This window comes from Neobacillus sp. 114, assembly GCF_030127045.1.
Taxonomy (GTDB): Bacteria; Bacillota; Bacilli; order Bacillales; family Cytobacillaceae; genus Neobacillus; species Neobacillus rhizophilus.
This window is the reverse complement of record NZ_CP126144.1, coordinates 1,740,874-1,766,417: the sequence shown is the minus strand read 5'-3', so window position 1 is coordinate 1,766,417 and position 25,544 is coordinate 1,740,874. Positions and strand designations below refer to the sequence as shown.

The 25,544-nt window shown below is 39.6% G+C and carries 26 protein-coding genes; 10 read left to right on the top strand and 16 right to left on the bottom strand.

The features are described 5' to 3' along the window. Positions 1 to 8 precede the first annotated feature (8 nt). Positions 9 to 299, bottom strand: coding sequence for a helix-turn-helix transcriptional regulator (locus QNN06_RS08730; RefSeq protein WP_284037426.1), 291 nt, complete (start codon positions 297 to 299; stop codon positions 9 to 11). A gap of 165 nt (positions 300 to 464) precedes the next feature. On the opposite strand from QNN06_RS08730, the gene QNN06_RS08725 reads away from it, so the two are divergent. From QNN06_RS08725 to QNN06_RS08710, 4 genes are all read left to right on the top strand, one after another. Further along, positions 465 to 1,172, top strand: coding sequence for a LexA family protein (locus tag QNN06_RS08725; protein ID WP_284037425.1), 708 nt, complete (start codon positions 465 to 467; stop codon positions 1,170 to 1,172). 11 nt (positions 1,173 to 1,183) lie between these two features. Next, complete coding sequence (locus tag QNN06_RS08720) at positions 1,184 to 1,402, top strand: helix-turn-helix domain-containing protein (RefSeq protein ID WP_284037424.1); 219 nt, start codon at positions 1,184 to 1,186, stop codon at positions 1,400 to 1,402. Positions 1,403 to 1,530: 128 nt separating this feature from the next. After that, a complete protein-coding gene (locus QNN06_RS08715) occupies positions 1,531 to 2,961 on the top strand; it encodes a recombinase family protein (protein ID WP_284037423.1) in 1,431 nt (476 codons plus the stop codon). A 397-nt stretch (positions 2,962 to 3,358) separates the two neighbouring features. Beyond that, positions 3,359 to 4,534, top strand: a complete 1,176-nt coding sequence (locus tag QNN06_RS08710) for a M20 family metallopeptidase (RefSeq protein WP_213116679.1) — start codon at positions 3,359 to 3,361, stop codon at positions 4,532 to 4,534. A gap of 925 nt (positions 4,535 to 5,459) precedes the next feature. Here QNN06_RS08710 and QNN06_RS08705 read toward each other — a convergent pair. From QNN06_RS08705 to QNN06_RS08695, 3 genes are all read right to left on the bottom strand, one after another. Next, positions 5,460 to 6,182: an EcsC family protein gene (locus QNN06_RS08705; protein ID WP_213116680.1), complete on the bottom strand. Its 723-nt coding sequence runs from the start codon at positions 6,180 to 6,182 to the stop codon at positions 5,460 to 5,462. Positions 6,183 to 6,267: 85 nt separating this feature from the next. Continuing rightward, positions 6,268 to 7,494, bottom strand: coding sequence for an ABC transporter permease (locus QNN06_RS08700; protein WP_213116681.1), 1,227 nt, complete (start codon positions 7,492 to 7,494; stop codon positions 6,268 to 6,270). Next, a complete protein-coding gene (locus QNN06_RS08695) occupies positions 7,487 to 8,227 on the bottom strand; it encodes an ABC transporter ATP-binding protein (protein WP_213116682.1) in 741 nt (246 codons plus the stop codon). The genes QNN06_RS08700 and QNN06_RS08695 overlap by 8 nt, the downstream gene beginning before the upstream one ends. Positions 8,228 to 8,802: 575 nt before the next feature. Here QNN06_RS08695 and QNN06_RS08690 point away from each other — a divergent pair. Next, entirely contained in the window at positions 8,803 to 9,222 is a 420-nt protein-coding gene (locus tag QNN06_RS08690; protein ID WP_213116683.1) for an HIT family protein, read from the top strand. A 141-nt stretch (positions 9,223 to 9,363) separates the two neighbouring features. Continuing rightward, positions 9,364 to 9,891, top strand: coding sequence for a tryptophan transporter (locus tag QNN06_RS08685; protein ID WP_213116684.1), 528 nt, complete (start codon positions 9,364 to 9,366; stop codon positions 9,889 to 9,891). A gap of 52 nt (positions 9,892 to 9,943) precedes the next feature. Here the strand turns inward: QNN06_RS08685 and yhzF are convergent, their stop codons facing one another. After that, positions 9,944 to 10,135, bottom strand: coding sequence for a membrane protein YhzF (gene yhzF / locus QNN06_RS08680; RefSeq protein ID WP_213116685.1), 192 nt, complete (start codon positions 10,133 to 10,135; stop codon positions 9,944 to 9,946). 304 nt (positions 10,136 to 10,439) lie between these two features. On the opposite strand from yhzF, the gene QNN06_RS08675 reads away from it, so the two are divergent. Continuing rightward, positions 10,440 to 11,015, top strand: coding sequence for an HTH-type transcriptional regulator Hpr (locus QNN06_RS08675; RefSeq protein ID WP_213116686.1), 576 nt, complete (start codon positions 10,440 to 10,442; stop codon positions 11,013 to 11,015). Here the strand turns inward: QNN06_RS08675 and QNN06_RS08670 are convergent. Beyond that, positions 11,012 to 11,359, bottom strand: a complete 348-nt coding sequence (locus QNN06_RS08670; protein WP_217033004.1) for a DUF1878 family protein — start codon at positions 11,357 to 11,359, stop codon at positions 11,012 to 11,014. The genes QNN06_RS08675 and QNN06_RS08670 overlap by 4 nt on opposite strands. Before the next feature lie 171 nt (positions 11,360 to 11,530). On the opposite strand from QNN06_RS08670, the gene QNN06_RS08665 reads away from it, so the two are divergent. Beyond that, positions 11,531 to 11,710 (top strand): hypothetical protein, encoded by a 180-nt coding sequence (locus tag QNN06_RS08665; RefSeq protein WP_213116688.1) that lies wholly within the window; start codon positions 11,531 to 11,533, stop codon positions 11,708 to 11,710. A 53-nt stretch (positions 11,711 to 11,763) separates the two neighbouring features. On the opposite strand, the gene QNN06_RS08660 is transcribed toward QNN06_RS08665, so the two are convergent. Next, entirely contained in the window at positions 11,764 to 11,856 is a 93-nt protein-coding gene (locus QNN06_RS08660; protein WP_213116689.1) for a YjcZ family sporulation protein, read from the bottom strand. A gap of 213 nt (positions 11,857 to 12,069) precedes the next feature. Between QNN06_RS08660 and QNN06_RS08655 the strand changes: the two genes are divergently transcribed. Then, complete coding sequence (locus tag QNN06_RS08655; RefSeq protein ID WP_213116690.1) at positions 12,070 to 12,930, top strand: peptidylprolyl isomerase; 861 nt, start codon at positions 12,070 to 12,072, stop codon at positions 12,928 to 12,930. Positions 12,931 to 13,048: 118 nt separating this feature from the next. Here QNN06_RS08655 and QNN06_RS08650 read toward each other — a convergent pair whose 3' ends face one another. The 6 genes from QNN06_RS08650 to QNN06_RS08625 form a co-directional block, all read right to left on the bottom strand. Continuing rightward, positions 13,049 to 13,243: a sporulation YhaL family protein gene (locus tag QNN06_RS08650; protein WP_378580821.1), complete on the bottom strand. Its 195-nt coding sequence runs from the start codon at positions 13,241 to 13,243 to the stop codon at positions 13,049 to 13,051. Positions 13,244 to 13,347: 104 nt separating this feature from the next. Continuing rightward, positions 13,348 to 14,292, bottom strand: a complete 945-nt coding sequence (gene yhaM / locus QNN06_RS08645; RefSeq protein WP_217033008.1) for a 3'-5' exoribonuclease YhaM — start codon at positions 14,290 to 14,292, stop codon at positions 13,348 to 13,350. 52 nt (positions 14,293 to 14,344) lie between these two features. Continuing rightward, complete coding sequence (locus tag QNN06_RS08640) at positions 14,345 to 17,332, bottom strand: ATP-binding protein (protein WP_217033009.1); 2,988 nt, start codon at positions 17,330 to 17,332, stop codon at positions 14,345 to 14,347. A gap of 17 nt (positions 17,333 to 17,349) precedes the next feature. Then, positions 17,350 to 18,567, bottom strand: a complete 1,218-nt coding sequence (locus QNN06_RS08635; RefSeq protein ID WP_213116694.1) for a metallophosphoesterase family protein — start codon at positions 18,565 to 18,567, stop codon at positions 17,350 to 17,352. 114 nt (positions 18,568 to 18,681) lie between these two features. Continuing rightward, positions 18,682 to 19,935, bottom strand: coding sequence for an ABC transporter permease (locus tag QNN06_RS08630; protein WP_213116695.1), 1,254 nt, complete (start codon positions 19,933 to 19,935; stop codon positions 18,682 to 18,684). Further along, the gene (locus QNN06_RS08625) at positions 19,928 to 20,827 is read right to left on the bottom strand and encodes an ABC transporter ATP-binding protein (RefSeq protein ID WP_217033012.1); all 900 of its coding nucleotides are present in this window, start codon (positions 20,825 to 20,827) and stop codon (positions 19,928 to 19,930) included. Before QNN06_RS08625 ends, QNN06_RS08630 begins: the two co-directional genes overlap by 8 nt. Before the next feature lie 124 nt (positions 20,828 to 20,951). Between QNN06_RS08625 and QNN06_RS08620 the strand changes: the two genes are divergently transcribed. Further along, positions 20,952 to 21,137 carry a YhzD family protein gene (locus QNN06_RS08620; RefSeq protein WP_213116697.1) on the top strand — a complete coding sequence of 62 codons (186 nt, stop codon included), beginning with the start codon at positions 20,952 to 20,954 and terminating at the stop codon, positions 21,135 to 21,137. A 42-nt stretch (positions 21,138 to 21,179) separates the two neighbouring features. Here QNN06_RS08620 and QNN06_RS08615 read toward each other — a convergent pair whose 3' ends face one another. The 3 genes from QNN06_RS08615 to QNN06_RS08605 all read right to left on the bottom strand — a co-directional run bounded on the left by QNN06_RS08615 (position 21,180) and on the right by QNN06_RS08605 (position 25,511). Further along, positions 21,180 to 21,971, bottom strand: coding sequence for an enoyl-CoA hydratase (locus QNN06_RS08615; RefSeq protein ID WP_284037422.1), 792 nt, complete (start codon positions 21,969 to 21,971; stop codon positions 21,180 to 21,182). 133 nt (positions 21,972 to 22,104) lie between these two features. Beyond that, positions 22,105 to 23,724: a long-chain fatty acid--CoA ligase gene (locus QNN06_RS08610; protein ID WP_213116699.1), complete on the bottom strand. Its 1,620-nt coding sequence runs from the start codon at positions 23,722 to 23,724 to the stop codon at positions 22,105 to 22,107. 275 nt (positions 23,725 to 23,999) lie between these two features. Then, complete coding sequence (locus tag QNN06_RS08605) at positions 24,000 to 25,511, bottom strand: coproporphyrinogen III oxidase (RefSeq protein ID WP_284037421.1); 1,512 nt, start codon at positions 25,509 to 25,511, stop codon at positions 24,000 to 24,002. Positions 25,512 to 25,544: the final 33 nt, after the last annotated feature.

Sequence of the window (25,544 nt, the reverse complement as noted above, 5' to 3'; positions counted from 1 at the left end):
CAGGGATTTTATGAGGACTGCTCTACAAGTTCGATATTTTTTAACATTTCGATACGCTTTTCGATCTCTTTACGTATAAGTACGATTTTTTCGTACTTTGGACCAAAAAAAATTTCCTCATAAGTTACATTGAACAAGTACATGTATTTTTTGATTAAATCATCTGGAAGATTGCTAGAGTCCTGTTCATATAACCAGAGAGTTTTTGGTGACACATGCATTATTTCCTTAGCAAATTGCGCTTGACTATAACCAGTTCTTTCACGCAGTTCACTGATTGTCCACTGCTTATTTATCAATGTCATCTCCTCCTTATATTTCCAATGATAGTACCAATTTTATGTAATTTCAATATAAAAATACGATATTTTCATACAATATTCATACTTTACGAATTTTTCGTAATGTGGTATTGTGTATTTGTAAAGAGTAATTTACCAAAAAAAATTTATAAGGTGGTGATTTTGATGGATAAACAAAAGCAGGTCATCGCTAGTAATATCAAAAGACTTCTAGAGGAAAATAATATGACACAATCTGAACTAGCGAATAGAATTGGAATTGCAAAGAGCACCATGAGTGATTATATGAATTATAGAGCTAAGCCTGGTCCGGGAGTACTTGAAAAAATGGCCTTGGTGTTTGGCGTTACAAAAGCAGATATTGATACAACTTATAAGAATACAACTGCTGAAATTATTGCTGGAAAATTACAATATGTAACAAAAAGACAGGGAGTAGATTTAGTAACTGAATATTTATCTTTACAAAATAAGAAAATTCCTATCATAGGAAAAATAGCAGCTGGACAACCAATAGAAGCAGTTGAAGATATTGTGGATGAAATTGTTCCACCATATGATTTTACTAATCCAACTGAAATTTTTGGATTAGTTGTTCAAGGTGAAAGTATGAATAGGATAGTTCCTAATGGATATTATGCGATATTAAGAAAGCAATCAGAGGTTGAAAATGGAGAAATAGCTGCGGTAATTGTAAATGGGAATTATGCAACACTAAAAAAAGTATATAAGTTTACGGATTTAATTGTATTAGAACCATTTTCTTATGATGAAACATTTATTGATCAGAAATATACAAAAGAAAATTGTGAAGACATAAAAATAATTGGAAAATTTTTATATAGTGTAAGCCCTATGATCAGTAACTAGGCGGTGAAAGAGTGTTTGATGTCGGCAGATGCCGACTAAATGAAATCCTTAAAGAAAAGAAAATGTCACAAGTTGAATTAGCAGAAAAACTAGGAATGAAGAAACAACAAATTAACGCCTATGCTAATAATGAAACCACCATGTCCTATAGAACAGCGAAGAATATCGCCTATCAACTGAATGTGCTAATGGAAGATCTATATGATTTCATTTGGTCGGAAAAACAGTGAGTTTACCTCACTGGGCACGACAGTCAAGTACTTACTTTACTCCAAATATTACATACTACAGAATTCCTTCACATACCTACATACATAACTTCCAAGAATATAAATAAGTTTTATTGAGGTGACCAAAAATGAAATGTGTTATTTATATAAGAGTATCAACTGATGAACAGGCAAAACACGGATATTCTATTGCTGCGCAGGAAGAAAAGTTACGAGCTTTTTGCCTTTCACAAGGTTGGGAAATTGTTGGTGAACCTTTTATTGATGACGGGTATTCTGCTAAAGACTTAGAAAGGCCTAAATTTCAATTGATGATGAACGAAATAAAAAAAGGGAATGCAGATGTTTTACTTGTTTATAAACTAGATCGTTTAACTCGTTCAGTACTTGACTTATACAAAGTTCTACAAGTATTAGATGAGTATAATTGTAAGTTCAGAAGTGCTACGGAAGTTTATGATACTACAAACGCAATGGGAAGATTATTTATTACACTCGTAGCTGCTATCGCCCAGTGGGAAAGAGAAAATACAGCTGAACGCGTAAGTTTTGGTATGGAGAAAAAAACAAAAATGGGAAAATGGCCAGGCGGCGAACCACCCTATGGTTATTTTTTTATCAATGATGAACTTATTATTAATTCTAAAGAAGCTACAGTGGTTAAAAAGATATTTGAAATGGCTAAAACTACAGGCTTTTACACGATTGCAAAAACACTCACTAATAACACTAATTATCAGACTAAAAAAGGCGGAGATTGGCACGTAGATACAGTAAGAGGAATCGCAAATAATCCTGTATACTCAGGATACCTCACCCATAATAAAAATCGAAAAGACTCCAAAAAACCTCCGAGAGAACAAACATTATTCGAAGGACTTCACCCAAGAATTATTAATCGTGATGAATTCTGGGAATTGCAAGATATTTTGGATAAACGTAGAGGAGTTGGTGGTAAACGCGAAACAAGTAACTATTACTTTTCATCAATACTAATATGCGGACGTTGTGGTCACTCCATGTCAGGGCACATGAGTGCTGGTAAAAAGACTTATCGATGTTCCGGAAAAAAAGCTGGAAAAAATTGTTCGAGCCATATAATTCTTGAAGATAATTTAGTAAAAACTATATTTGTCTCATTTGATGCTTTGATTGATTCTGTAAAGGGAAAAACAGAAATAAGTGATATATCTCAAGAGAAAATTAATGAACTTGAAGGTGAACTAAAATTAATACAGAAACTTTTAACAAAGCAAAAAAACATGTATGAAAATGACATTATAGATATTGATGAATTGATTGAAAAATCCGAGTCACTACGGGAAAAAGAGAAGAAGATAAACTCTGAACTTCAACAATATTTTCAAGCTCAAAAAACTAACAATGAAGAAATTCTTTATATTTCAGAAAATATTTGGACTTTATGGGAATATGCAAATGACTTTGAGAGAAAACAAATGATTAACACACTATTTACCCAATTAGTTATAGATACTAAAGATGAGTATAAAAGAGGAACTGGAAAACCTCGAGAAATACTCATTATTTCTGCTAAATAATAAAATGTCTTTTGTCGGTGGAAGTACCCTTGTCCCTTGGGCCCTCATCCCAGCTGCAGCAATTTGTAATGTTGACCCCTTCGAACTGGCACGGCGAAATCTCGTTCCGGTCGTGATTGGCCTTGTGGTGACCACGATAGCAGCAATGTTTCTAATCTAAATCTCTAAATGGGGCTGAAAATCTTCAGCCTCTTCTATTTGTTCCATATCTTATATAAATGTTAAAATAGTATGAAAAATAGATTATTTATTTCTAAAGAAAACTCGCTGATTGTCGAGCCCTAAGGGCGAAGACAGAAGGCGTAGTTGCACTTATGCGTTAAGAAAGTATAAAGCTTTCTACAGAAAGTTCATACTTTCTTATTAGCCTAGTAAAAACTGAGAGGGGGATTTACATATGTTAGATGAATTGTTTGCCAAATTAGAAAATTCCTATGCGGAAATGGTCTCCATTCGCCGACATCTTCACCAGCATCCAGAACTATCCTTTCAAGAATACGAAACGGCCAAATTTATTGTTTCCTTTTATGAAAAACTTGAAATTGAAGTGAACAGCAATGTCGGCGGAAACGGTGTAGTGGCAAAGGTTTATGGTAAAAAGCCGGGTAAAACCGTGGCATTGCGAGCTGATTTTGATGCCCTGCCAATTCAGGATGAAAAGGATGTCCCATATAAATCAACAGTGCCAGGAGTTATGCATGCTTGCGGACATGATGGGCACACCGCCACTCTCCTGCTCCTTGCCAAAGCATTGAATGAACTTAAGGACAATCTCGAAGGAACCTATGTGTTTATTCACCAGCATGCCGAGGAATATGCCCCAGGTGGTGCCATTTCGATGATTGAGGATGGCTGCTTGGAAGGTGTGGATGTTATCTTTGGCACCCACTTATGGGCAAGCGTGCCAACTGGTACAATTCAATATCGAACTGGCCCTATTATGGCAGCTGCTGACCGGTTTGAAATTGAAATTCAAGGCAAAGGCGGGCATGGCGCACAGCCTCATACTACAAAAGATGCAATCGTGACAGCCTCCCAGCTTGTCTTAAATCTTCAGCAAATTGTCAGCCGCAGGGTTAATCCGATTGATTCTGCTGTTGTCTCCATTGGATCATTTACTGCCCAAAATGCCTTCAATGTCATTGCCGATAAAGCAAAGCTTATCGGCACTGTGCGGACCTTCAATGAGGAGCTTAGAAGCTTTATTGAAGAAGAAATCGAACGAATTGTCCACGGCACCTGTTATATGTCAGGCAGCACTTACGACTATAAGTATTTTCGCGGCTATCCGCCAGTGGTGAATCATGCCAAGGAAACGGAATTCCTGGCTGCCTGTGCTCACCTTGCAGCAGAAGTAAAAATCGTGGAAGAGACCGAACCGGACATGGGCGGAGAAGATTTTGCCTATTATTTGCAAAAGGTGCCGGGAACCTTCTTCTACACCGGAGCAAAGCCGGAACCAGATGATGCTGCTTACCCGCATCACCATCCACGATTTGATATCGATGAAAAAGCCATGCTGATTGCTGCCAAGACATTGGGAACAGCAGCCATAAAGGTGCATAACGAATAAATGAAAACTCGTCAATTGGCGAGTCCGTTAGGACGGAGACAGAGACGTAGTTGAATTTATACCTTCTTATTAGCAAAAGAAAAAACCCCTGAACTTTATTTAATGCTCAGGGGTTCAGGCTTTCGAATAACTAACGACAGCCTTATATTTTACTCATTTTCTTTATTGATTCACCGCGTTAATTTGTTATTACATTATTAATATAAGGCTTTTCAACAAGTCTGTTGCTTGGCGCTCCAGGCACTTCGCTTTCCGCGGGCGGTACGGGGAGCCTCCTCGGCGCCGTAGGCGCCTGCGGGGTCTCCCCTGTTCCGTACTCCCGCAGGAGTCTTCGTGCCTTCCGCGCCAATCAACAGGTGTATTCAATTAAGTTCTTCAACTCCAATAAAATAAGTGGTGAATATAATATTTAATCCAAAAGAGTATAGCCAAAGTGAATATGGATTTGTTTTTCTTGATTGACAAATATATTGATTTCTCGTTTCTTGAAAAAGTTCCGTCCTTTTTATAGTGACGGCAATGGCGCCCATCCGTTCTCCTCACTCTTTTAAAATGATGTTTATTGGGTATTTTTTTGGTATTCTTTCTGAAAGGACATTACTGCAACCTGCCAGAATATGAAAAAGATTGCAAAACACTTATCAAGGAAATGTGTGTTGCAACAATTAGGTTAATTTCCCTCCCTGTTGATTGGAGCGGAGGGCACTCGACTCCTGCGGGATACAGAGGTCACTGGAGACCCCGCAGGCGCTTTTAGCGCCGAGGAGGCTCCAGGAGCTCCCCGCGGAAAGCGAGTGCCCGGAGCGGAAATCAACAGGCCAGTTAGCAGGGATAAACAACAAAAGTTTGGTAATTAGGTTTGGATAAAATAAAAAAAATGCCGAGAAAATACCCTTTTTCGACAATCTGAACCCCTGAAGCTTATTTAAAGCTCAGGGGCTTTTTGCAAAATTCTTAACCGATAAGCGTTCATCGCCGTTTGGCCTAATGTTTTCATTAAGTTGTTATTGGCGTATGCCCCAACAAAGGCGCCGATCCCCGGAACAAGCTGAAGCATTTTGACAAAATCAATATAATCCCGGTATTCCTGCTGGAACTTCCGCCAATCCATCTCCACAAGAACCTGCTTTCGCTCCTCCCAGTTTTCAATCTCAGCTAACGTATTTCTGCGGATTTCATCGCTTGAAAAAGCAAGCTGAAAGACATGAAGAATAAATAACCTTTCCGCATATTCCTTTGTATTGAAGCCGTAAACGGATGCTGCATCAAATAGAAACTTCATCTTGATGGTTAATAGCAACGGGAAGTCTGCCAGCCCCAGCAAAATCCCACCCGCACCAGTGCCGGCCCCCTCCACCATCGCTGTTTTTTGGTAGGTGGAAATTTTCTTGCGGACTAATTCATCTCTTTCTTCAAGAGTTAACCCTTCTGCGGCGTTTCTGTTGATGGTCATCTGCGAACCAAATAAAGTAGCCTTTACCATTGTTTTAATGCTATCCGTCATGACTTCATGAACTTTTTCGGGGATGATTTCATTGATTTTCCCTTGCGCCTTCTTGGAGATCCTGTTCATCATTCCTGACCGTCTCGTCAATTTTCGTTTCCAATCTTGAACTTCATCATATACCTTTAATTCATAATCGTTCATAAAACCTCACCTCACCATACTAATTTTATGCGTAAATGCGTAAGAATCAGCTATTTGGTTTCAAAAAAACCCTCTTTGCCTAAACTCAAAGAGGGTTCATTTTATCCTTCATTCTATTTTTACTGTAAAAATAAACAAATAAGAAGTTAAACAATAAGCCTCCGGCAAGCTCCAATAATGCCAGGTACATTTCTCCCTTTAGAAAAATAAACAAGGCAAAAGCAATGTTTTCAATTGTTAAAATGACCATCAGCAATAAATGAAAAGCGTCACGCTTGTGTTTTTCAGCAACCGGATAAAGGTCGACCCACAGCTTGTTTTGGTGGTGATGGATAAGCGGAAGCAGTTGAAATCCAGTTAAATATAAAAACAAAATACTGATGAGAATTTGTCCCAATCCAAACGAAATGAAATAAATCCCTAGTATGCCAATAACCGTTAAGCGGAAAAACAGTCCGAGATAATCCGATGACCGCAAAAAAGTCCTTGCATACAAATAGAGATACGTTTTTTCTTGCGAAAAGGGCCCCCCCCCCAAGAGGAAATCCAGCCATTTTCTTCTTTTTACCGTATCCTTTAGTTTCGGCACATCAGTAAACATATTCGCAAGCCGATAAAAGGAAGCCATTCTTTTTTCTTCCTGGTCAATTAATAAATCCCATTTTAACCCTAGGACTTTTGTTTTGTTATGGAAAAAGAAATAATACAAGACCATAATCAAAGCAATTACCAAAAGGACCACAAAATTTGCCTGTTTAAACAGCAGATAGGTTAGTGAGAGATTAATGAAATATCTCACGGTCAGATCCCATCTATGTACTGATGTCTGAACAAAATAAGAAATCCGCCAGCCGACTAATAGATTCCATCCCTTGATGATAAAAAGAACAATGAGAAACGGCAAAAACAAGCGGAAGCCAGTGCTGCTTATATGGGCATACATTGGCATTAGAACAGCAAAAATGATTAACAGTATGTAGCCTTGAAAGACAAAGCTCACGAATCCGGAACGAAGAAAATACCCTTTTAATTTATCTTCTAACGGAAGTAAAAATACCTTATCCGCTTCCAATAAAAAATTATAAACTGGGCTGTACGTTAAGAAAAAACTGATAAACAGGGCGAGAATGATTTCCGCAGGAAAATCAGTAGATAAAGTTTTAATCCACTCCTGATAATAATAAGCACCGCTGCCAATCAGAAACAATAAAACAATGACAAGATGGCCATTGAAAATATAGCGAAGATACGTGCTCAAATCCTTAACACGCCGGCCTGCCCGTTCCTTCCAAAGTTTCACCGCATTAAACATAATTTTCTTCCTTTGTTAACTGAATATAGATGTCATCTAATGACGCGGCCGGCATCGAAAATAGCTCCCTAAGCTCTGAAAGTGTCCCTTTTGCCCGAATTTTCCCTTCATGCAAAATAACAAACCGGTCGCAATATTTTTCCGCAGTAGCTAGAATATGGGTCGACATTAAGATTCCCGCCCCATTTTCTTTCATTTTCTTCATTAAATCGAGCAATGATTGGATACCGAGCGGGTCGAGGCCGACAAACGGCTCGTCTACGATGTAGAGGGATGGCTGCACAAGAAACGCACACATAATCATTACTTTTTGCTTCATCCCTTTAGAAAAATGAGCTGGAAACCACTTTAGGCGCTTCTCCATCCGAAATTCAGTGAGCAATGGAGAAACGCGGGCTTTATAGTCCGTTTCAGAAAGTCCATAAGCCATCGCCGTTAAGCGTAAATGCTCCTCCAATGTTAATTCTTCATATAAAATTGGTGTTTCCGGAACAAACGTAAACATTTTACGATATGCCTCTTTATGATCTGTGATGGTTTGTCCATTTATTTTTATGGCACCTTGATGTGGTTCCATTAATCCGATGATATGCTTAATGGTTGTGCTCTTTCCTGCGCCATTCAAGCCAATTAGGCCAACCATTTCTTTTTCGTTCACCTCAAAAGAAACGTCTTTTAAGACCGGATTCCTTGTGTAACCGCCAACTAGATTTTCAATCGTTAATAAAGACATTTTTTTAAGTCCTTCCCATTAGATTATCCTTTATTTTATCAAATCGTTTTCAATAAAAATAGAAATTCAATTTTATTTGTATATTTCCTTTTCAATCGGACATCATAATATTCGAAGGGGAGTTCAATTGATGAAGTGATTCATCAACCATTTGAAATGAGGTGTCTACAAAAGACAATATCCGTTTCAAACCCAGAAGCTTCTAAAAACGTTTCAAAACAAGGGGATGGTTGTATTGTACAATGTGCATGGTAACCATTTTGAGTTCAAATAACACCAGGTTTTTGGATAAAAAACTGAAAATGAGGTGTTTGTCGCAGACATCGTCCGTTTTTAAAGGTAAGAAAACCGATAAAAACAAATAGGGGATGGTCAGCTTGAACAATGATGTTTCTTTATAACAACACTCTAATGTAAAATGAGGTGTTTATCAAAGAACACTCCTATTGAACGTCAAATTTGAAGCAATTTCCCCTTCGAGAGGGCGGGATTCTAAGCGAATCCTGCTCTTTTCTTTTTTGCGAAAGAATTCTATGGTAAAATATACAAAATATAATGAAAGGCTGGTCCCAAAAATGAACGATTGTATTTTTTGTAAAATTGTTAATGGTGAAATTCCTTCCGCAAAAGTATTTGAAAATGAACATGTCCTAGCCTTTATGGACATCAGTCAAGTGACGAAAGGGCATACACTGGTCATCCCAAAAATACATAAAGAAAATGTCTTTGAACTGACGCCCGAAATCGCCAGAAACCTTTTCGAAGTGGTCCCTGCCATTGCCAACGCTTTAAAACAGGAATTTGAACCGGCCGGTTTAAATTCCATTAACAATAATGGCGAGTTAGCTGGACAAACTGTTTTTCATTACCACATGCATTTAATTCCTCGTTATGGCAAAGGAGATGGCCTTGGTGTAGTCTGGAAAAATAATCAAAGTGACTATACACCACAAATGCTCCAGGAAATGGCGGCCAATATTGCCAAGAAATTATAGGCCCGTACCGGAAGTTATCTGAAAATTATTTCTTTATTATTATTATCGTAATATGCTATAATGTGTATAACTTCTTCGCTGCAGGCAATGAGTGCACTGCAGGAAGAAAAAAGCTTTAGAAGAGCAGAGGAGAGATGAGAAATGAAAACAAAAAACCTTGTCATTTTAGCACTTTTAGCGGCGATTGGATTTGTGCTGCACGCGGTAATGCCGGCATTCCTAACGATTAAACCTGATATGATGTTGGCGATGATGTTCTTAGGAATTATTCTTATTCCGGAAATCAAAAGCGTTATGCTTTTGGCGATTGTAACAGGAGTATTATCCGCTATCACTACTCAGTTCCCTGGTGGGCAATTTCCAAATATCATTGATAAGCCCGTCACTGCATTAGTCTTCTTCGGTTTATTTTTAGCATTAAAAAAATACCGCAATTCTATTGTAAGTGTTGGTGCTTTAACAGCGATTGGAACGATCGTGTCCGGAACAGTCTTTTTAACATCTGCCTATTTCTTGGTAGGTCTGCCTGGTCCATTTGCAGCGCTGTTTGGCGTAGCTGTCTTACCTGCTGCTGCCATCAATACTGTCACAATGGTTATCTTGTACCCAATCGCGCAATCGATTGCTAAAAGAACTAAATCATCAACTGTTTCCGTCATTGAAAAGTAATGACAGGTACGTTAAGAAAAGAACCCTTAAGGGTTCTTTTCTTAAATTCACTTTAGAAAAAATAGGTAAACAATAAGGCTAATACTAAAAAGATTCCCCCGCCGCTAGCGCAGACAGCTGCCCTTTTCTTTATTATTTGTTTAGGCGGATATACACCTGGTCTCGTTAAATCAATGACGAACTTACCTGTACCCATGAAAAAAATGGCACTTAGAACAAAAAACATGATAGCTGCACTTTTCATAGTAAGATCCCCCTGCAGGATTCCAATTTTCAATTGATGTTGTAACTATTTATATGTTTTTCTGTCCATACCTATGAAAAATTTAGTAACACTATATAAGTAAATTAAATTTTTAACAAAAATATTCAAAAAGTTTCCATTTTTCTTATTAATCAATTATAATAAAATAGAAATCTTTTAAACAATTTTAATTTCAATATAAAATTATCGTAATTTCTAAAAATTTTGTGAATTTTTTCTTTATTAATTTTTATTTTATTGGCATAATGAAAATAGAGTAATAATAAAGTAGGTGAAAATGGAGATGACGGAGAAACAATATTCGGCGAAGGAAGCAATGATTTTTAGTCAAAGAATTGCGCAATTAAGCAAGGCGTTATGGAAATCAATTGAAAAAGACTGGCAGCAATGGATAAAACCTTATGATTTAAATATCAATGAACACCACATTCTTTGGATTGCCTACCATTTGAACGGTGCATCTATTTCCGATGTAGCCAAGTTTGGTGTCATGCATGTCTCAACAGCTTTTAATTTTTCAAAAAAATTAGAAGAACGAGGCTTGCTGAAATTTTCTAAAAAGGAAAATGACAAACGGAATACGTATATTCAATTGACACCAGAGGGTGAAAACATTCTCCTGCAGTTAATGGAAACCTATGATCCAAATGCCTACTCAGCATTTACCGGAGCACTGCCTTTAAGGGAATTATACGGGAAATTTCCGGACATCATTGAAATGATGGCGATTATCCGGAATATTTATGGACAGGACTTCATGGAGATTTTTGAACGTTCCTTCCATAATCTTGAAAGTAAGTTTGTGGAAGAAGACGGGAAGCTAAAAAAATCAGAAGAAAAAGAACAAGAACTTGCCTAACTAGGCTCAATAAATTTTTCAAATTCCTGAAAAAGTGATTTGTATAGATTCTGTGATAGACATGCTTTGATGGTTTGTCCGATATCCAGTTTGTCTGGCATTGAGATCGAAAGCTCATCAAAAAGCGGATGAAAGTATACGTACCCTTCCGCTTTTTGTTCTTCCAATTTTTTGCTCAGTTTATCACATATGGAATAAAAATGATTCACTTCTGATTCGGAAAGGCCGGATTCAATGATCAGTCGAGTGAACTTCTTGGATGGATGATCCACTACCTCTAATAACAGCTTTTGATGAAATTCAAGCATATTTATTTTTTCTGCCAGCATTTCATATTTATCCATGAAAAGCCCCCCTTTTTCCATATTATTCACCTTTTTGGGACTTGGATAAACGTATTTCAGTATTACTTATTTGGCATCAAAATCTAAGAACCTTCCATTCTTTTTGACTATCTTTTTAATAAATTATTTGGTAAGGTAAAATGGAACAGTATCTGGGGGGAGGGATTTCTTATGATCTCCATTTTTATCGTCTTTGCCATTTTTATTTTGTTTTATGTAAATAAAATGACCAGTTCATTATGTATTCAAAAAGAAATTCCGGAAGAACGTCAGCACAAGGTGTTTCGTACGATTAATGTTCTCGTTACCATTTTATTAATTTCTTCCTATTTGGAAATTTTGTATACATAGTGTATAAGTAAAAAACAAGCGATGAGGTGTCTCTCATCGCTTTTTACTTATGCTTAAATTACCCAAGCAGCACCAACGATAATCAATAAAATGAATAGAACAACGATTAACGCAAAGCCTGCTCCGTAACCTGCTCCACCAGTCATATTTATTCCTCCTTTCGTAATCTACGATATACTATTCAAACAATCGCCAATTGACTAGGCTCTTATCTTATTTTTTGGGTAAAGACCAGTTTGGGCTTGGTGAATTTTTTAAAATGATAATCCTTTTAATTTTTTGCAGGAGTTGCCATTTATGTTATAGTTAAGGATGTGGACAAAAACCCATAAGAATTTACTATTTAGGAGAGATTCATCATGAAAAAATGGATAATGGCCCTAACGCTTGCAAGCTCAATTCTTGCCTTAAGTGCATGTAATCAAAATGGTTCGGAAACGGTTGCAGAGAGCAAAGCTGGGGATGTAACACAAGAGGATCTTTACAAGGCAATGAAGGATAAATTCGGCAATCAGGCATTACAGCAGCTTGTCTATGAAAAGGTTCTTTCTAAAAAGTACAAAGTAACCGACAAAGAATTAGATGACAAAATTAATCAAATCAAAGAGGACCTTGGCTCAAACTTTGAAATGACCTTGGCCCAATATGGTTATAAAAGTGAAGCCGACCTTAAGAAAACAATGAAGCTTGGTATGCTGCAGGAAAAAGCGGCGATGAAAGACATTAAAGTAACCGATAAAGAATTAAAGGATTACTATGATAATTATCAGCCTGAAATTAAGGCACGTCATATTCTCGTTGCCGATGAAGCAACAGCAAACACTGTAAAACAAAAGCTTGATGGCGGAGCAAAATTCGAAGATGTGGCAAAAGAATACTCAACTGATAAAGCTTCTGCCCAAAATGGCGGCGATTTAGGCTGGTTTGGAGCTGGAAAAATGGATCCTGATTTTGAAAAGGCTGCCTATGCCCTAAAAGTTAATGAAATCAGTGCTCCAGTAAAAACTCAATTCGGTTACCATATTATTCAGGTTACTGATAAAAAAGAGAAAAAATCCTATGATGAAATGAAAAAAGATATTGAATATCAAGTAAAATCTCAAAAGTTAACTACCGATGTGATTAATAAAGCCATGGAACGTGAATTAAAAGACGCTAATGTAAAGATTAATGACAAAGACTTAAAAGACGCACTTACACCTCAGAGTGCAGCCCAATAAATGAAAACTTGCCGATTGGCGAGTCCAATAGGACGGTTCATGAGGCATAGTTGAATTTATACTTTTCTATTAGCTAAATCAGAAAAACGGAAGCGCCTAATTTTGCGCTTCCGTTTTTTTATTCGCTTGTTGCATGTTCACCTTTTCGTGCTTCCTTTTCTTTTTCAAGGCGCATCATATAGATTTCTCCCTCACGTTCTATATCTTCTTGTTCAAGCTGACGCTCTTCCCGCCCTGTTTTAATGGCCATTAACGCGCTAATGATAATCCCAACCACAACTGCATAAACCCAAATAGGTATAGTCAACTTCACTTGCCCCCTTCATAATGGTTGTCCAATTTTCTAATAAATAATATTCATGGATTAAAAAATTATGCATAAAAAAAGGATAACCCCCAATAAAGAGGTTACCCTTCCTATTTATGAAAAGTAGGCTTGTAGAAGGAACGATTATCCAGCGCAAAAACCCGTTCAGTAAATTCCCCTGGCTTGACTCTTTCCAAAGCCCGATCAAGCATGTTCATTTTTGCATCGAGATTATCAATGTAATGAAGGATTTCTGCTTCTTTCACTAACGGAGGTTTCGGGCTTCCCCACTCCGCTTTTCCGTGATGGCTTAGAACGAGATGCTGGAGGATTAACACTTCCTCCCCGTTAATACCAAGTTCTTCGGCTGCTTTGCCAATTTCATTGATCATAATCGTAATATGCCCAAGTAAATTTCCTTCGAGCGTATAAACAGTTGAAATTGGCCCGGATAATTCCATGACTTTGCCCATATCATGCAGGATAATACCTGCATACAGCAGGTCCCTGTCAAGACTTGGGTATAGGCCGGAGATTGCTTTGGCGAGGTCAAGCATGCTGACCACATGATAGGCAAGCCCGGAAACAAACTCATGATGATTTTTGGTCGCCGCCGGATACTCCAAAAATGCCTTCTGGTGCTTCTTTATTAAATGGCGGGTAATCCTTTGGATATTCGGGTTTTTCATATCAAAAATATACTGGGTCAGTTTACTCACCATTTCATCTTGACTTAACGGTGCGGTTTCAAGGAAGTCTTCCAATTTCACCGCATCCGCTGGTCCGGTTCTCCGAATCTGGCGGATTTTCAACTGGCTTTTGCCCCGGTAATTTTGCACGTCTCCCTGAATTTTGACAATGGTTTGGGCGGCATACATTTTTTCATCCTCTTCATTGGCATCCCAAAGTTTGGCTTCAATATCCCCACTTTGGTCTTGCAGGATTAACGTTAAGAACGGCTTTCCGTTGCTCGCAATTCCTTTTGTGGACGTTTTAATTAATAAATATAACTCAATCTGTTCCCCAACTTCATAATCTAAAATACCTTTCGCCAACCTAGACACGCTCCCTTCCGATAGTAAAAGTATAACATATCCTTCTTTCACTCTATGAAATTATCTGAACAGCACCTTTTTCCAAGAAAAGAACATTTTCCTTTGGAAAGAACTGTAGTAAATGCTGATGACAAGTAAAAAATAAGATTTGATTTTGTTCCAGCGTTTTTATAAGCGCGATGACCCTTTCTGTTCTGCCGATATCAAAGTTTACGAAGCTGTCATCAATGATAATCGGGAACCGGTATTTTTCATAAAGGGTTGTAGCCAGTGCCAGTCTGATCGAAACATATAGCTGTTCTGTGGTGGCTTGGCTTAATTCGTTTGCTTCAAATAGGGTCCGGTCCTCCCGTTCTACTAGGAAACCAGTCCCCAATGGATGCAGGTGTATTCGGTGGTATCTGCCATTCGTAAGAAAAGACAGAAACTCCTCCGCCCTTTCCAGCATTCTGGGCAAATGTTCATTTTTGTATTTCTCGATTGTTTCCGTCAGAATATTTTGTGCAAGAGAATAAACAGCCCACTCTTTTGCTGCCTCCTCGAGTTCAAATTTTTTCTGTATATAATGATGGAGAATATCGGAATAAACGCCACCTTCTTCGAGAACCTGTAATTCGTACTTGACCTTGGCTTGCTCCTCCTGCAGCTCTTTTAATCTAGCTTGCAAGCGCTTGGATTCATCAAGGCCATCAGTTATTAATTCATCCCAATTATGGATGGTTAGGAAGCTTTCCCTCTCTCCCTCAGACAGGCTTGAATAGTTGAGCTGACTGCGGATATTATCCAAAGCAGCCATCAGTTCGGATCTTTTTTCCGCCTTTTTTCCAAGTTCATAGAATTGCTGTTCCGTATCTGTATTAGCAGACTGAAGCAGTAAAGCATACTCCGCTTCGAGCTGCTCCAATTCTTGTGATTTGCCTTGACGATCCGCTTCCATGCCAGCAAGTTTATTTTTTCTTTCCTGGTTTTTGATTCTCTTTTCAAGTTCTTCCTTAAGCTTTGTCCTCAATAAAAATGCGGTCTTATGTAAACCGAGATCCTTTTCCGGCAAAAAGCGTTTGCCATATTCCTGAATTCCTCCGGCGATCTGGCTTTGCTGTTGATTAGCTTTGTCCACTTTTGCAATAAGTTTATCTCGTTCCCATAAAATCTCTTTAAATTTTTCGATTTGTTTAAATGCTTCCTCCAAAAAGGCGTCGGCAAGATTATGAGGTATTTTTAACTCCCTGCTAATTGTAAGCAGCGTCTCTTTATGCTGACTTGAGGCAATCTCCCATTCTTCAAATTTCGAAATCACTTTTTCAAATTGGCTTTGCTGCTGCTTGAGCTTTAATTTTAATAGCTGTAGCTTTTCGCGCCGCTGATTGTCTATCTTCAACTCTTCAGTTGCCTTGCTCAAATCCACGTATTCGGCAGATTGCAGTTTTTCGCTTATCTGTTTTTCTTTTTCCTGCAGCCCGTCAAGCTGTTGAATAAGCTGCTTTTCCTTAGCATGCTTTAAGGATTGCAGCATGTACACGGCAAAAGCCAAACAGCCTCCTAACCCCAAGATCATCAGTACCCATTGTTTTGTCAGAAGTCCATAAAGGATTAGTCCGAGGAGAATCAGCTCTAACGTGATAAATTGAAGCTTAATCCTTGATTTAGCAGCCTGCTCCTGGTCAAGCGAGCTTTGGTGGAAATGGATTTTTTCCTTGATTCCCTTTAATTCCTCTTCTAAGCCCCTTTTATCATTTCCGTGAACCTGTTTTTCAAGGAGCATTCTGTCTTGGTCTGGCAAACATAAGTCCTCGGTCAAGAGAACCTCCTTTTCAATCATCTCTAAGGCATTTTTTTCTTCCTCATACCGTTCATCCAGTTCTTCTTTTGCTTCCGCCAGTTTTCTGCTTTGTTTTACGGTTGTTTCAACCTGGCTTTTCATATACATATTTGTATTAATGGCTTGAAAATCTTGATCCTGCAATGGGAGATGAAGCCTAGCTTTAATATTGGAAAGTTCCGCATCACAGTCAGCCATTCTCTGTTCATATTGGCCCAGTTCCAATTTGAACTGGTCATAAACTGGCATCTGATCCAATAACATTAATATCGCCGGCTCGTTCTCGAGAAGCCCCTCATTTGGCTCCAAATCGGCTATTTCCAGCTTTACCTTTTCGATTCGTTCCGCAAGACTGTTCAGCTCGGCTTTGTAGGGAAGAATAAGTTGGTTTAATTTTTCGAGTCTTTCCATTCCTCGTACAGGGAACTGTACTTCTCCAAGTTCAGCAAGCTCGTTCTCAATCCATTTTTCTTGTTTAACAGAAGATTCTATCCTTTTCCACTCCGAAAGCTTTGCTGTATTTACCTGAAGGGTGGTAAGCTGTTCGTGAAGATTAGCGATTTCCTGCCGCAGGCTTTCTTTTCTCGCTGCCAAGGTCTCATATTCCTTATTTTTCGCAGCGGCTTTTTTTAGCTCCTGATTGACCTCATGAAGCTCCTGCAGTTTTTCATTTAGCTCGGGCTTTTTTCCCCCTGGCTTAAAGCGGATATCCAGCTCCTTTTGGAGGGCAGCCTCTGCCTTTGCCAGCTGTTCTGTCCCTAGTGTTCCGGCCGAAAATAGGTATTTGCCCAGCTCTTCACCCTTCATCTGGTGGATGTTTTGCAGCCCGTGAATATTAAAGGAAAAAATGGCTTGAAATAGATTTTTATCAAAGCTTTCTAGTAATTCCTTTAAAAGTTCTTCACCGCCAATGATCCCGTTATCCATGACTACCTTGACATCACCGGCGGCTTTTCCTTTTACCCGTTCTATGACGGCAAAGCCTTGCCCCTCAAGATAAATTCGGATATTCCCGCCGTACTTTGTACCATGTTTCGGTTCGTAGCGCAGCTCGGATTGCTGCTTAGTTGGAAAACCAAATAAAATACTATGTATAAAGGCCATAATAGTAGATTTTCCAGCCTCATTTTCTCCGAAGAAAACCTGAAATTCATTCAGATTTTCGATGATGATATTTTCCAGTTGTCCAAAACCGTAAATATTCATTGCCGTGATTTTCAATTTGGATTCACTCCTTTCTATTTATAAAGTAATTCAATTAGCAGCTTCTCCGCCCTATTAATCAGTTCATGCTGCTCACCTGAGGATAGGGGCGGCAAATATTTTTTACCCAAGCGGTGCTCGTACAAAACGGACAAGGCTTCATCTACATGATCGAATTGCTCAATTGCAGCAAAAAGTTCACCATAAAAATTGGCTTCTTTTTTTAATTGCTCCTTGTTCACATGCTGCCTTTCGGACAAAGATAACTCCACAATCCAGACAAATGCTTCCTCTTCCTGTTCATCTTCCAACAAAAGATCAAGCAGGTCCGTTTGTAAGCTTCTTTTCTCCATGTCGTCTTCAAGGAGAATATTTTTGATGGCTAGGGACAAGAATGTGCCTGTTTTATCCTTTCTCCAGGTATTTAGGCTTGACTGACATAATTGAAGAATATCATGAAAATTTATCGCTGATGCTGCATCAATTTCAGCCTCTTCCCAGACAATATCTGCTGCTTCTACAAAGTCCAGTTTTGCCTCAAGTTCCGTAAGCATGATATGATAAAATCCTTTTGCGTCTTTTTCCTTCTTATTTCTCCCTTGAATATTACCGGGATAGATAATCGGAGGATGTTCAGATAATACAGAGCGTTTATGGATATGGCCCAATGCCCAATAATCAAAGTCCTTATCAAGTAAATCCTTAACAGTAAACGGGGCATAGTTATCGTGTTCAGAGGAAGAGCTTTCATTTCCATGAAGGATGCCAATGTGGAAATCTGAACCCACTGACTTCACATACTCATCTATTTTTCTCTCAAACACATGTCGGGTTGGGTAGCTGAAGCCATAGAAGGATACTGTTTCACCAGTCTTTGTCTGCAGTTCTATCCTTTCGACCTTGCTGCCAAACACATGGACGTTTTCCGGCATGTCAAGGTGCACCCAGGAACCATTTAAATGGTCATGATTGCCGTGGATCACATAGACAGGAATACCATGTTTTGCAAGCCTCTGCATTTCCGCTCTGAATCGTGACTGGGCCCGGAGACTGCGATCTTCCCCGTCAAATAAATCACCTGCTATGATGACAAAATCAACCTGCCTTTCAATTGCTGTTTCAGTTAGCTTTTTTAAGGAAGTAAAGGTGCTCTCTTTTACTCTTGAAAAAATAGCAGCGGGCAAATGCTTTAAACCCACCATCGGACTGTCCAAATGTAAATCGGCAGCATGAAGAAATGATAATTTTTTCATAAAATTTCCTCTCAAACGTTCTTTTCTTTCATTTTATCACGGCTCAAATACGAATGCACGTTCTGTGTCGTAATTAATAAAAAGCTTTACCAAAAATGGTAAAGCTGAGACAGACTATTCGTTTTTTGTTAATTGCAGCGCTTTTTTAATATCTTTAAAGGAATTGGATTTGCCATACATCAAAACACCGCCGCGATAGACTCGTGCACCAAAAATAGCTAATACGGCAATCGTTACCACAAGAATGGCAATCCCCAAAACAGCCTCCCATGCCGGAATGGTCAGCATCCCGACGCGTAGGAACATAATCATTGGCGTAAAGAATGGGATATAGGACGTGATGGTAATAAACGCAGCATCCGGCTTGCCAAGGCCAAACATAGCAATCATAAAACCGCCAACAACCAATAACGTCATCGGGGTAATCATTTGCTGGACATCCTCAATCCTGCTGACCAGCGAGCCTAAAAAGGCTGCAAGGGTGGCATAAAGAAAATAGCCAAGGATAAAGAAAATCACTGCATAGACGATGGTTGCCCCCGGGATATCACCAAACCCATACACCCCAAAGAATCCATCCTTTAACGACTCCATATTGCTCTTTAAGGAGAAGTAACCGACAATCAAAAACACGGCCAACTGGGTTAAACTCAATAAACCGATCCCGAGAATCTTGGCAAACATCTGCTTGATTGGCGAGACACTGGAAATCAGGATTTCCATCACCCTGGATGATTTTTCCGTTGCCACCTCCATGGCAATCATATTAGCATACATAATGACAGCAAAATAGATGATAAATAAGAGGACATAGACAAGCCCGCGTGCTTGATTGAGTTCTTCTTCTGTTTTCGCATTTTTCTCAAGCGCTGTTTTTTCAAACGAAACCGGCTCGTAAAGCTTTTGCAGCTGATCAGGAGCCAAATTAATTTTCGAAGCGGCGAGCATCGTTTTAACCTGCTGCAAGCTGGTCTGAAGATCCGTATACAACGCAGAATCAGCAATGCTCATTGCCTTATAGCCCGCTTCCGGAAGTTCTTCCTTGTTGAAACGCAATTCAAGCAATCCAGCAAACTCACCATTTTCAACCGCTTTTTCCGCTTCTTTTTCAGTGCCTTTATAGGATGTTAAGTTTATATCTTTATTGATCGTTTTCAATTGCTGCTTGAAAGGCTCGTAAAGCTTACCCGTTTCATCCAGGACAGCAACATTTTCTTTACCACCGTTTTTATCAAAAATTTCAATGATATTTTGAAAGTTTGTTAACCCCAGAACAATTACGATTGTCAAAAAGGTTGTCACAATAAAGGATTTGCTTTTTAATTTATTCATGTAGGTATGTACTAAAATAATCCAAAAATTATTCATATGCATTACCTACTTTCTCGATAAAAATATCATTCAATGACGGCTCTTCAAGGGCAAATTTCCGCAGCAAGCCTTTCCCAGCAATTTCCTTAAGGATTCCTTCCGCGACCTGTTCTCCTTCAATCTGTAATTCCATCCCCTCCATCGTGGGTTTCGTCTTTACCACACCTGGAAACTCCTTTAGCGACTCCAAAGAAAAATCCGCATGGATAATTAGGTTCTTCTTCCCATAGGCGCGCTTGATTTCCTTTAAGGAGCCATGAACCACGGGACTTCCTTTTTGGAGAATACAGAGATGCTCGCACATTTCCTCAACATGGTGCATTTGATGACTCGAAAAGACAATGGTTGTTCCGTTTTCCTTTAGCCCTAAAACCGCCTCTTTTAACTGCTCGACATTGACAGGGTCCAGCCCACTAAACGGTTCATCTAATATTAACAGCCTGGGTTTATGGATCACAGCAGCAATGAATTGAATCTTCTGCTGATTCCCCTTGGAAAGCTCTTCGACTCTTTTATTTTCATATTCGGGTATTTTAAATTTCTCGAGCCAGCTTCTAAGCTCCCTTAAAGCCTCACCTTTAGGCATTCCTCTTAATCTAGCTAAATAAACAATCTGGTCCCGGACTTTGAGTTTTGGATACAGCCCTCTCTCTTCAGGAAGATAGCCCACCAGATGGCTGGTAGAATAATCAAGTGGTTTATCGTCCCAGGTTATTTTACCGGAGCTTGCATCGAGTAACCCTAAAATCATTCGAAACGTTGTTGTTTTCCCAGCGCCATTTGCCCCCAAAAAACCAAACATTTCTTTTTCCGGAATCGTCAGGGATAAATCGCTGACAGCAATAAATTCTCCGAAACGTTTGGTAACCCGTTCCAGTTTAAGTACCATTTTACCTACTCCTTTCCTCCAACAATACAATTGTACCATATTATGGATTTTATTTTCTCTTTGCACAATTTATAGAATTATGCAAAAATAATAGTAAGAATTTTTTTAAAAAGGGGTATGTGGAATGAAAACTTATAAATTAACGGCTTTTGAGGCAAATGGAGAAAAGATTTTAGACGAAGCCTTCCAAGCAGAAAACGATGATGTTGCAAAGGCGCAGGGGGAAAAACTATTATCAGAGAAAAATTTACTAGATAAAACGCACCGCTGCACATCTCCTGCAGGCAAACTGCTACTTTTCCATGCTTAAAAATCAGCAATAAGAGGCCGTCTTATGACAGCCTCTTGTTTTTTATTTTCCGATAAAATTTGGCTTTCTTTTTTCAATAAACGCCTTGATTCCCTCTTTGTGGTCCTCGGTTTCGCGCATTTTCTGCTGGCCGTACTTCTCCAACTCTAGTATTTTCAAGAGCTGCGGGCGATTCTTTTCAGCTAATATCTTTTTAGTTTTGATCATCGCTTGAACAGGTCTTTGCAGCCAATCTGCCACTCTAGTATGTACAGCATCCTGCAGCTCGCCATCAGCTACTTCCTGAATAAGACCGATTGAATGCGCTTCCTCCGCACTCATCATTTTACCCTCCCAGATAACCAGCTTGGCCTTGGTTTCTCCTAATCTTTTTTCCATGAAGAAATGGGCACCGCCATCTGGGATCAGCCCTATACCAATAAAATTCATTGCCAGTTTGCTAGATTTTTCAGCGATAATATGATCGGTTGCTAACGCTAAACTAAACCCTAAGCCCGCTGCTGCACCGGTAATCGCGCTGATTGTTAATTTTGGCATGCTATATAAGGTGATAACCAGCTCACTGATACAGTCCATGAGCGGAAGAAATCCATTCTCGTTCATATATGATAGCATTGTTTTAATATCTCCCCCGGCTGAAAACGCTTTTCCTTTTCCGGTTAAAATCAGGATATCCACATCATCCGATTCGCTGATTTCTTTCAGTTTGCTGACAAGGCCTTTAATCATATCCACGTCCATCGCGTTAAGCGCTTCCGGCCGATTCATTTCCAATGTGGCTACCCGGCCCTCTACTTTTAAGTTCACCTTTTCTGTGACAAAATTTAAAGCCATTTCCAATCCCCCCAATAAACTTGTTCATCTTCATTATATAGAGAAATGAACAGAATAAAAACAAACTTTCGTAATAGATTGAATTTTCCGCGGGCAAAAAGGACAAAGAGCTGGCCCCCCTTGTCCTTGTCAATTAACCTTTTTGACTTACTTCCTTTTGCACCTGGTCACGAAGGGCCATTTTCAAAAATTTCCCTACAGAGGTTTTTGGAACTTCTTCGATGAATAAAATATCGTCCGGAATCCACCATTTTGCAAATTGAGGCAGAAGAAATTCAAATAGCTCTTCTTTGGTTGTTTTTCCTTTATATGCTTCTTTTAGCACAACGCAGGCAATTGGACGTTCCTGCCACCTTTCATGAGGAACTGCTACAACGGCCGCTTCAAACACTGCTTCATGGGCCATTAAAGCATTTTCCAAATCAACAGATGAGATCCATTCCCCGCCGCTCTTGATCAGGTCCTTGGTTCTGTCGACTATTTTAACAAACCCTTCTTCGTCAATAGTAGCGACATCCCCGGTGTGCAGCCAGCCATCGTGGAAAGCATCCTTCGTCCGTTCATCCTTATAATATTCGGAAGCAATCCATGGTCCTCTTAAGCATAATTCGCCCATTTCCTTGCCATTCCATGCGACTTCACCGTTCTGACCAAGTATTTTCATCTCTAGTCCAGGGACAAGAACTCCTTGTTTAGCTCTTAATTCCAATCTTTCCTCGTAATCGAGCTCCTGTTGATAGCTTTTTAATGAGGAGAATACCGCAAGCGGGCTTGTTTCAGTCATCCCATAGCCGTGCATAAACGGAATATTGTATTTTTGTTCAAATGTTTTAATCATTCCTTTAGGCGCTGCAGAACCGCCGCACAGGATTCCTCTTAGGCTGCTTAGATCATAGCTGCCCTCTTCAAGTTCTTTCAGCAGTCCCATCCAAATCGTTGGAACCCCGGCTGTGATGCTCACTTTTTCCTGCTGGATTAATTCAGCTAACAGCTTTGGTGTAAAATTTGGTCCGGGAAGGACTAACGTTGTTCCAAACCAAACGCCGGCAAACGGCATTCCCCAAGCATTTGCATGGAACATCGGGACAACCGCAAGGGCAACATCCTTTTCACTAATTGCTAAAGTGTCAGCTAAACCTATCGCCAGGCTATGCAGAAAAATCCCCCGGTGAGAATATACAACTCCTTTTGGATTTCCAGTAGTCGCTGATGTATAACACATCCCGGCTGGGTCATTTTCATCAATTTGAGTAGTGTATTGGAATTCTGGGTTTGCTTCAGCTAAAAGTGTTTCGTAATGATATACAGGTGCGAGTGTGGTCTGAGGGATCTCTTTTTCGTCTGTCATGATAATAAATGCTTTAACAGTTTTCAGTTCATGTGAACATTTTTCAAGCAATGGAAGGATGTCTGCATCAACAAGGAGTATTTTGTCTTCGGCATGATTAATGATAAAGCTGATGTGCTGTGGTGAAAGACGGATGTTGATGGTGTGAGCTACTGCACCAATGCAAGGAATGCCGAAGTAGGCTTCGAGATGGCGGTGGTGGTTCCAAGCTAATGTACCCACCCTGTCACCCTTTTCAACGCCGAGTTTTGTTAAGGCATCTGAAAGCCTCCGTGTTCGTTCACCAATTTGTTTGTAAGTCAGCTTTTGGATTCCGCTGGCGGTTCTTGAGACAACCTGCTTCTTTGGAAAGTACCTTTCAGCCCTTTCCAACATTTGCGTCATTGTTAAAGGTGTTTGCATCATAGCTTAGTCCCCCTTAAATGCGTTTTAACCCCATAGTATCCTATGTGGCAGTTCCTCTTAAATATTCGACATCGGGGAAAATAATCCTTTATTAAGAACATAATTGATTGGTTTTTCAGGGGTAAATGCTGTTTGCTGGACCTCTTTTATTCCGGTTAACCCTTCTACGCCTGCTAGCGGTCAAAATAGCGGCTCTTTTTTTACCGGTTGACCCCTCGACCGACCCATTACGGGAAATACCCACCCCCCAAAATTTAAAAATCCCCCGCTTAAAATTAAGCAGGAGATCCTTTTTCCGAAAATAACTCATCTAATATTTTTATCTTATCTTCAGTATATGCTTCAAATCCGTCGTTATAAGATTTTGGGTCTTTCGGATTGGCAAAGTGCGTAATTTTCCCAGTGACAGGGTCAATGAATTTGCTCGATGCCCCGCAGCCGAGTCCGATGATGGTCTGCTGCTCTTCCATAATCATGATATTGTAGATACTTTCTTGATTCGGCAGAGAGTAGCCGACATTTTCCAGGTTGCCCAGGATGTTTTTCTGGCGGTATAAATAGTAAGGGACATAGCCATGGTCAGCGGTCCAGTCCTCGGCCAGATTCATCATTTTTTCAACCTCAGTACGGTCTGCCACCTTATATTTTTCCTTATTCTTCGTCATTTCAGACGCACGCTTGAATGATAGAGTATGAACGGTTACCGACTCAGGCATCAGCTTTTCAGTTTCAGCTAAGGAATGGGTGAATTCCTTGAGTCCCTCACCTGGAAGGCCGATGATAAGGTCCATATTGATATTATTCATCCCCATTTCCCGAGCCAAGTGATATTTTTCAATCGTTTCTGTAACCGTATGATGCCGTCCGATTGCCTTCAATGTTTCCTGCGTATACGATTGCGGATTGATGCTGATCCGGTCAATATTCCACTTTTTCAAAACGTCAAGCTTCTCTGGGGTAATCGTATCCGGACGCCCTGCCTCCACAGTAATTTCCCGAATATTAGAGACATCAGGAAACGAGTTGTACATCTCTTCATAGAGCATGTCCATCTCTTCGGCGGTAATGCTTGTCGGTGTGCCGCCGCCGTAGTAAACGGTTGTAATCCGCACCCCTTTTTCCTTCAGCCACTCGCCGATTTTCCTCATTTCATAATGAAGGCCGCCTAAGAAGGAATCAACAGAGCCCTGCCGCCCGTTGATGGCATAGGCTGGGAAGGTGCAGTAAGCACATTTCGTAGGACAGAACGGAATGCCAATATAAATGCTCACTTCCCGCTCGAGTGAGTAAAGGTCTGGAACAACCGTCAACTGCCGGTTGACGATGTGCTGCATTAGCGCAATTTTTTCGTCAGTAATTAGATATTCATCCTTTAATTGCTGATGGGCCACTTCAGCTGGAATGCCTTCCTGCAGTTTTTTGTGAAGCAGCTTAGTCGGTCTCACACCCGTTAAAATCCCCCATTTTTGCGTAATGCCGGTCAAGTCCTGGAGAACCGTTAAATAAACGTGGGAAACGGCATTTTTAATCTGTTTAAACCGTTCTTTTTCAGAATCGGCTCCCTTAAAATCCTGCTGATATTCAGCAAATAGGGCTTTTCCACTTTGATCCGTTAATTTTGCCGAAACAACAATATTTTCCTGAACCTGTAATTGAAATGCTATCTGTATATCAGCATCATCCGTCTGAGATGTCAAAATCTGTGACTCTTCAAAAAATAAATTCGCAATAAGCGTCAATGGCCGGTTGAATCTTTCATCCTCTAAGCCTAGTATCCAAATTCGCAAGCTTTATCACCTTTCAAAAATAAACTTCTTTAA

Excerpts from the sequence above, each read along its gene's own strand:
- QNN06_RS08715 (WP_284037423.1), top strand. The coding sequence starts at position 1,531 with ATGAAATGTGTTATTTATATAAGAGTATCAACTGATGAACAGGCAAAA.
- QNN06_RS08710 (WP_213116679.1), top strand. The coding sequence starts at position 3,359 with ATGTTAGATGAATTGTTTGCCAAATTAGAAAATTCCTATGCGGAAATG.
- QNN06_RS08705 (WP_213116680.1), bottom strand. The coding sequence starts at position 6,182 with ATGAACGATTATGAATTAAAGGTATATGATGAAGTTCAAGATTGGAAA.
- QNN06_RS08700 (WP_213116681.1), bottom strand. The coding sequence starts at position 7,494 with ATGTTTAATGCGGTGAAACTTTGGAAGGAACGGGCAGGCCGGCGTGTT.
- QNN06_RS08695 (WP_213116682.1), bottom strand. The coding sequence starts at position 8,227 with ATGTCTTTATTAACGATTGAAAATCTAGTTGGCGGTTACACAAGGAAT.
- QNN06_RS08690 (WP_213116683.1), top strand. The coding sequence starts at position 8,803 with ATGAACGATTGTATTTTTTGTAAAATTGTTAATGGTGAAATTCCTTCC.
- QNN06_RS08685 (WP_213116684.1), top strand. The coding sequence starts at position 9,364 with ATGAAAACAAAAAACCTTGTCATTTTAGCACTTTTAGCGGCGATTGGA.
- yhzF (WP_213116685.1), bottom strand. The coding sequence starts at position 10,135 with ATGAAAAGTGCAGCTATCATGTTTTTTGTTCTAAGTGCCATTTTTTTC.
- QNN06_RS08675 (WP_213116686.1), top strand. The coding sequence starts at position 10,440 with ATGACGGAGAAACAATATTCGGCGAAGGAAGCAATGATTTTTAGTCAA.
- QNN06_RS08670 (WP_217033004.1), bottom strand. The coding sequence starts at position 11,359 with ATGGATAAATATGAAATGCTGGCAGAAAAAATAAATATGCTTGAATTT.
- QNN06_RS08665 (WP_213116688.1), top strand. The coding sequence starts at position 11,531 with ATGATCTCCATTTTTATCGTCTTTGCCATTTTTATTTTGTTTTATGTA.
- QNN06_RS08660 (WP_213116689.1), bottom strand. The coding sequence starts at position 11,856 with ATGACTGGTGGAGCAGGTTACGGAGCAGGCTTTGCGTTAATCGTTGTT.
- QNN06_RS08655 (WP_213116690.1), top strand. The coding sequence starts at position 12,070 with ATGAAAAAATGGATAATGGCCCTAACGCTTGCAAGCTCAATTCTTGCC.
- QNN06_RS08635 (WP_213116694.1), bottom strand. The coding sequence starts at position 18,567 with ATGAAAAAATTATCATTTCTTCATGCTGCCGATTTACATTTGGACAGT.
- QNN06_RS08630 (WP_213116695.1), bottom strand. The coding sequence starts at position 19,935 with ATGAATAATTTTTGGATTATTTTAGTACATACCTACATGAATAAATTA.
- QNN06_RS08625 (WP_217033012.1), bottom strand. The coding sequence starts at position 20,827 with ATGGTACTTAAACTGGAACGGGTTACCAAACGTTTCGGAGAATTTATT.
- QNN06_RS08620 (WP_213116697.1), top strand. The coding sequence starts at position 20,952 with ATGAAAACTTATAAATTAACGGCTTTTGAGGCAAATGGAGAAAAGATT.
- QNN06_RS08615 (WP_284037422.1), bottom strand. The coding sequence starts at position 21,971 with ATGGCTTTAAATTTTGTCACAGAAAAGGTGAACTTAAAAGTAGAGGGC.
- QNN06_RS08610 (WP_213116699.1), bottom strand. The coding sequence starts at position 23,724 with ATGATGCAAACACCTTTAACAATGACGCAAATGTTGGAAAGGGCTGAA.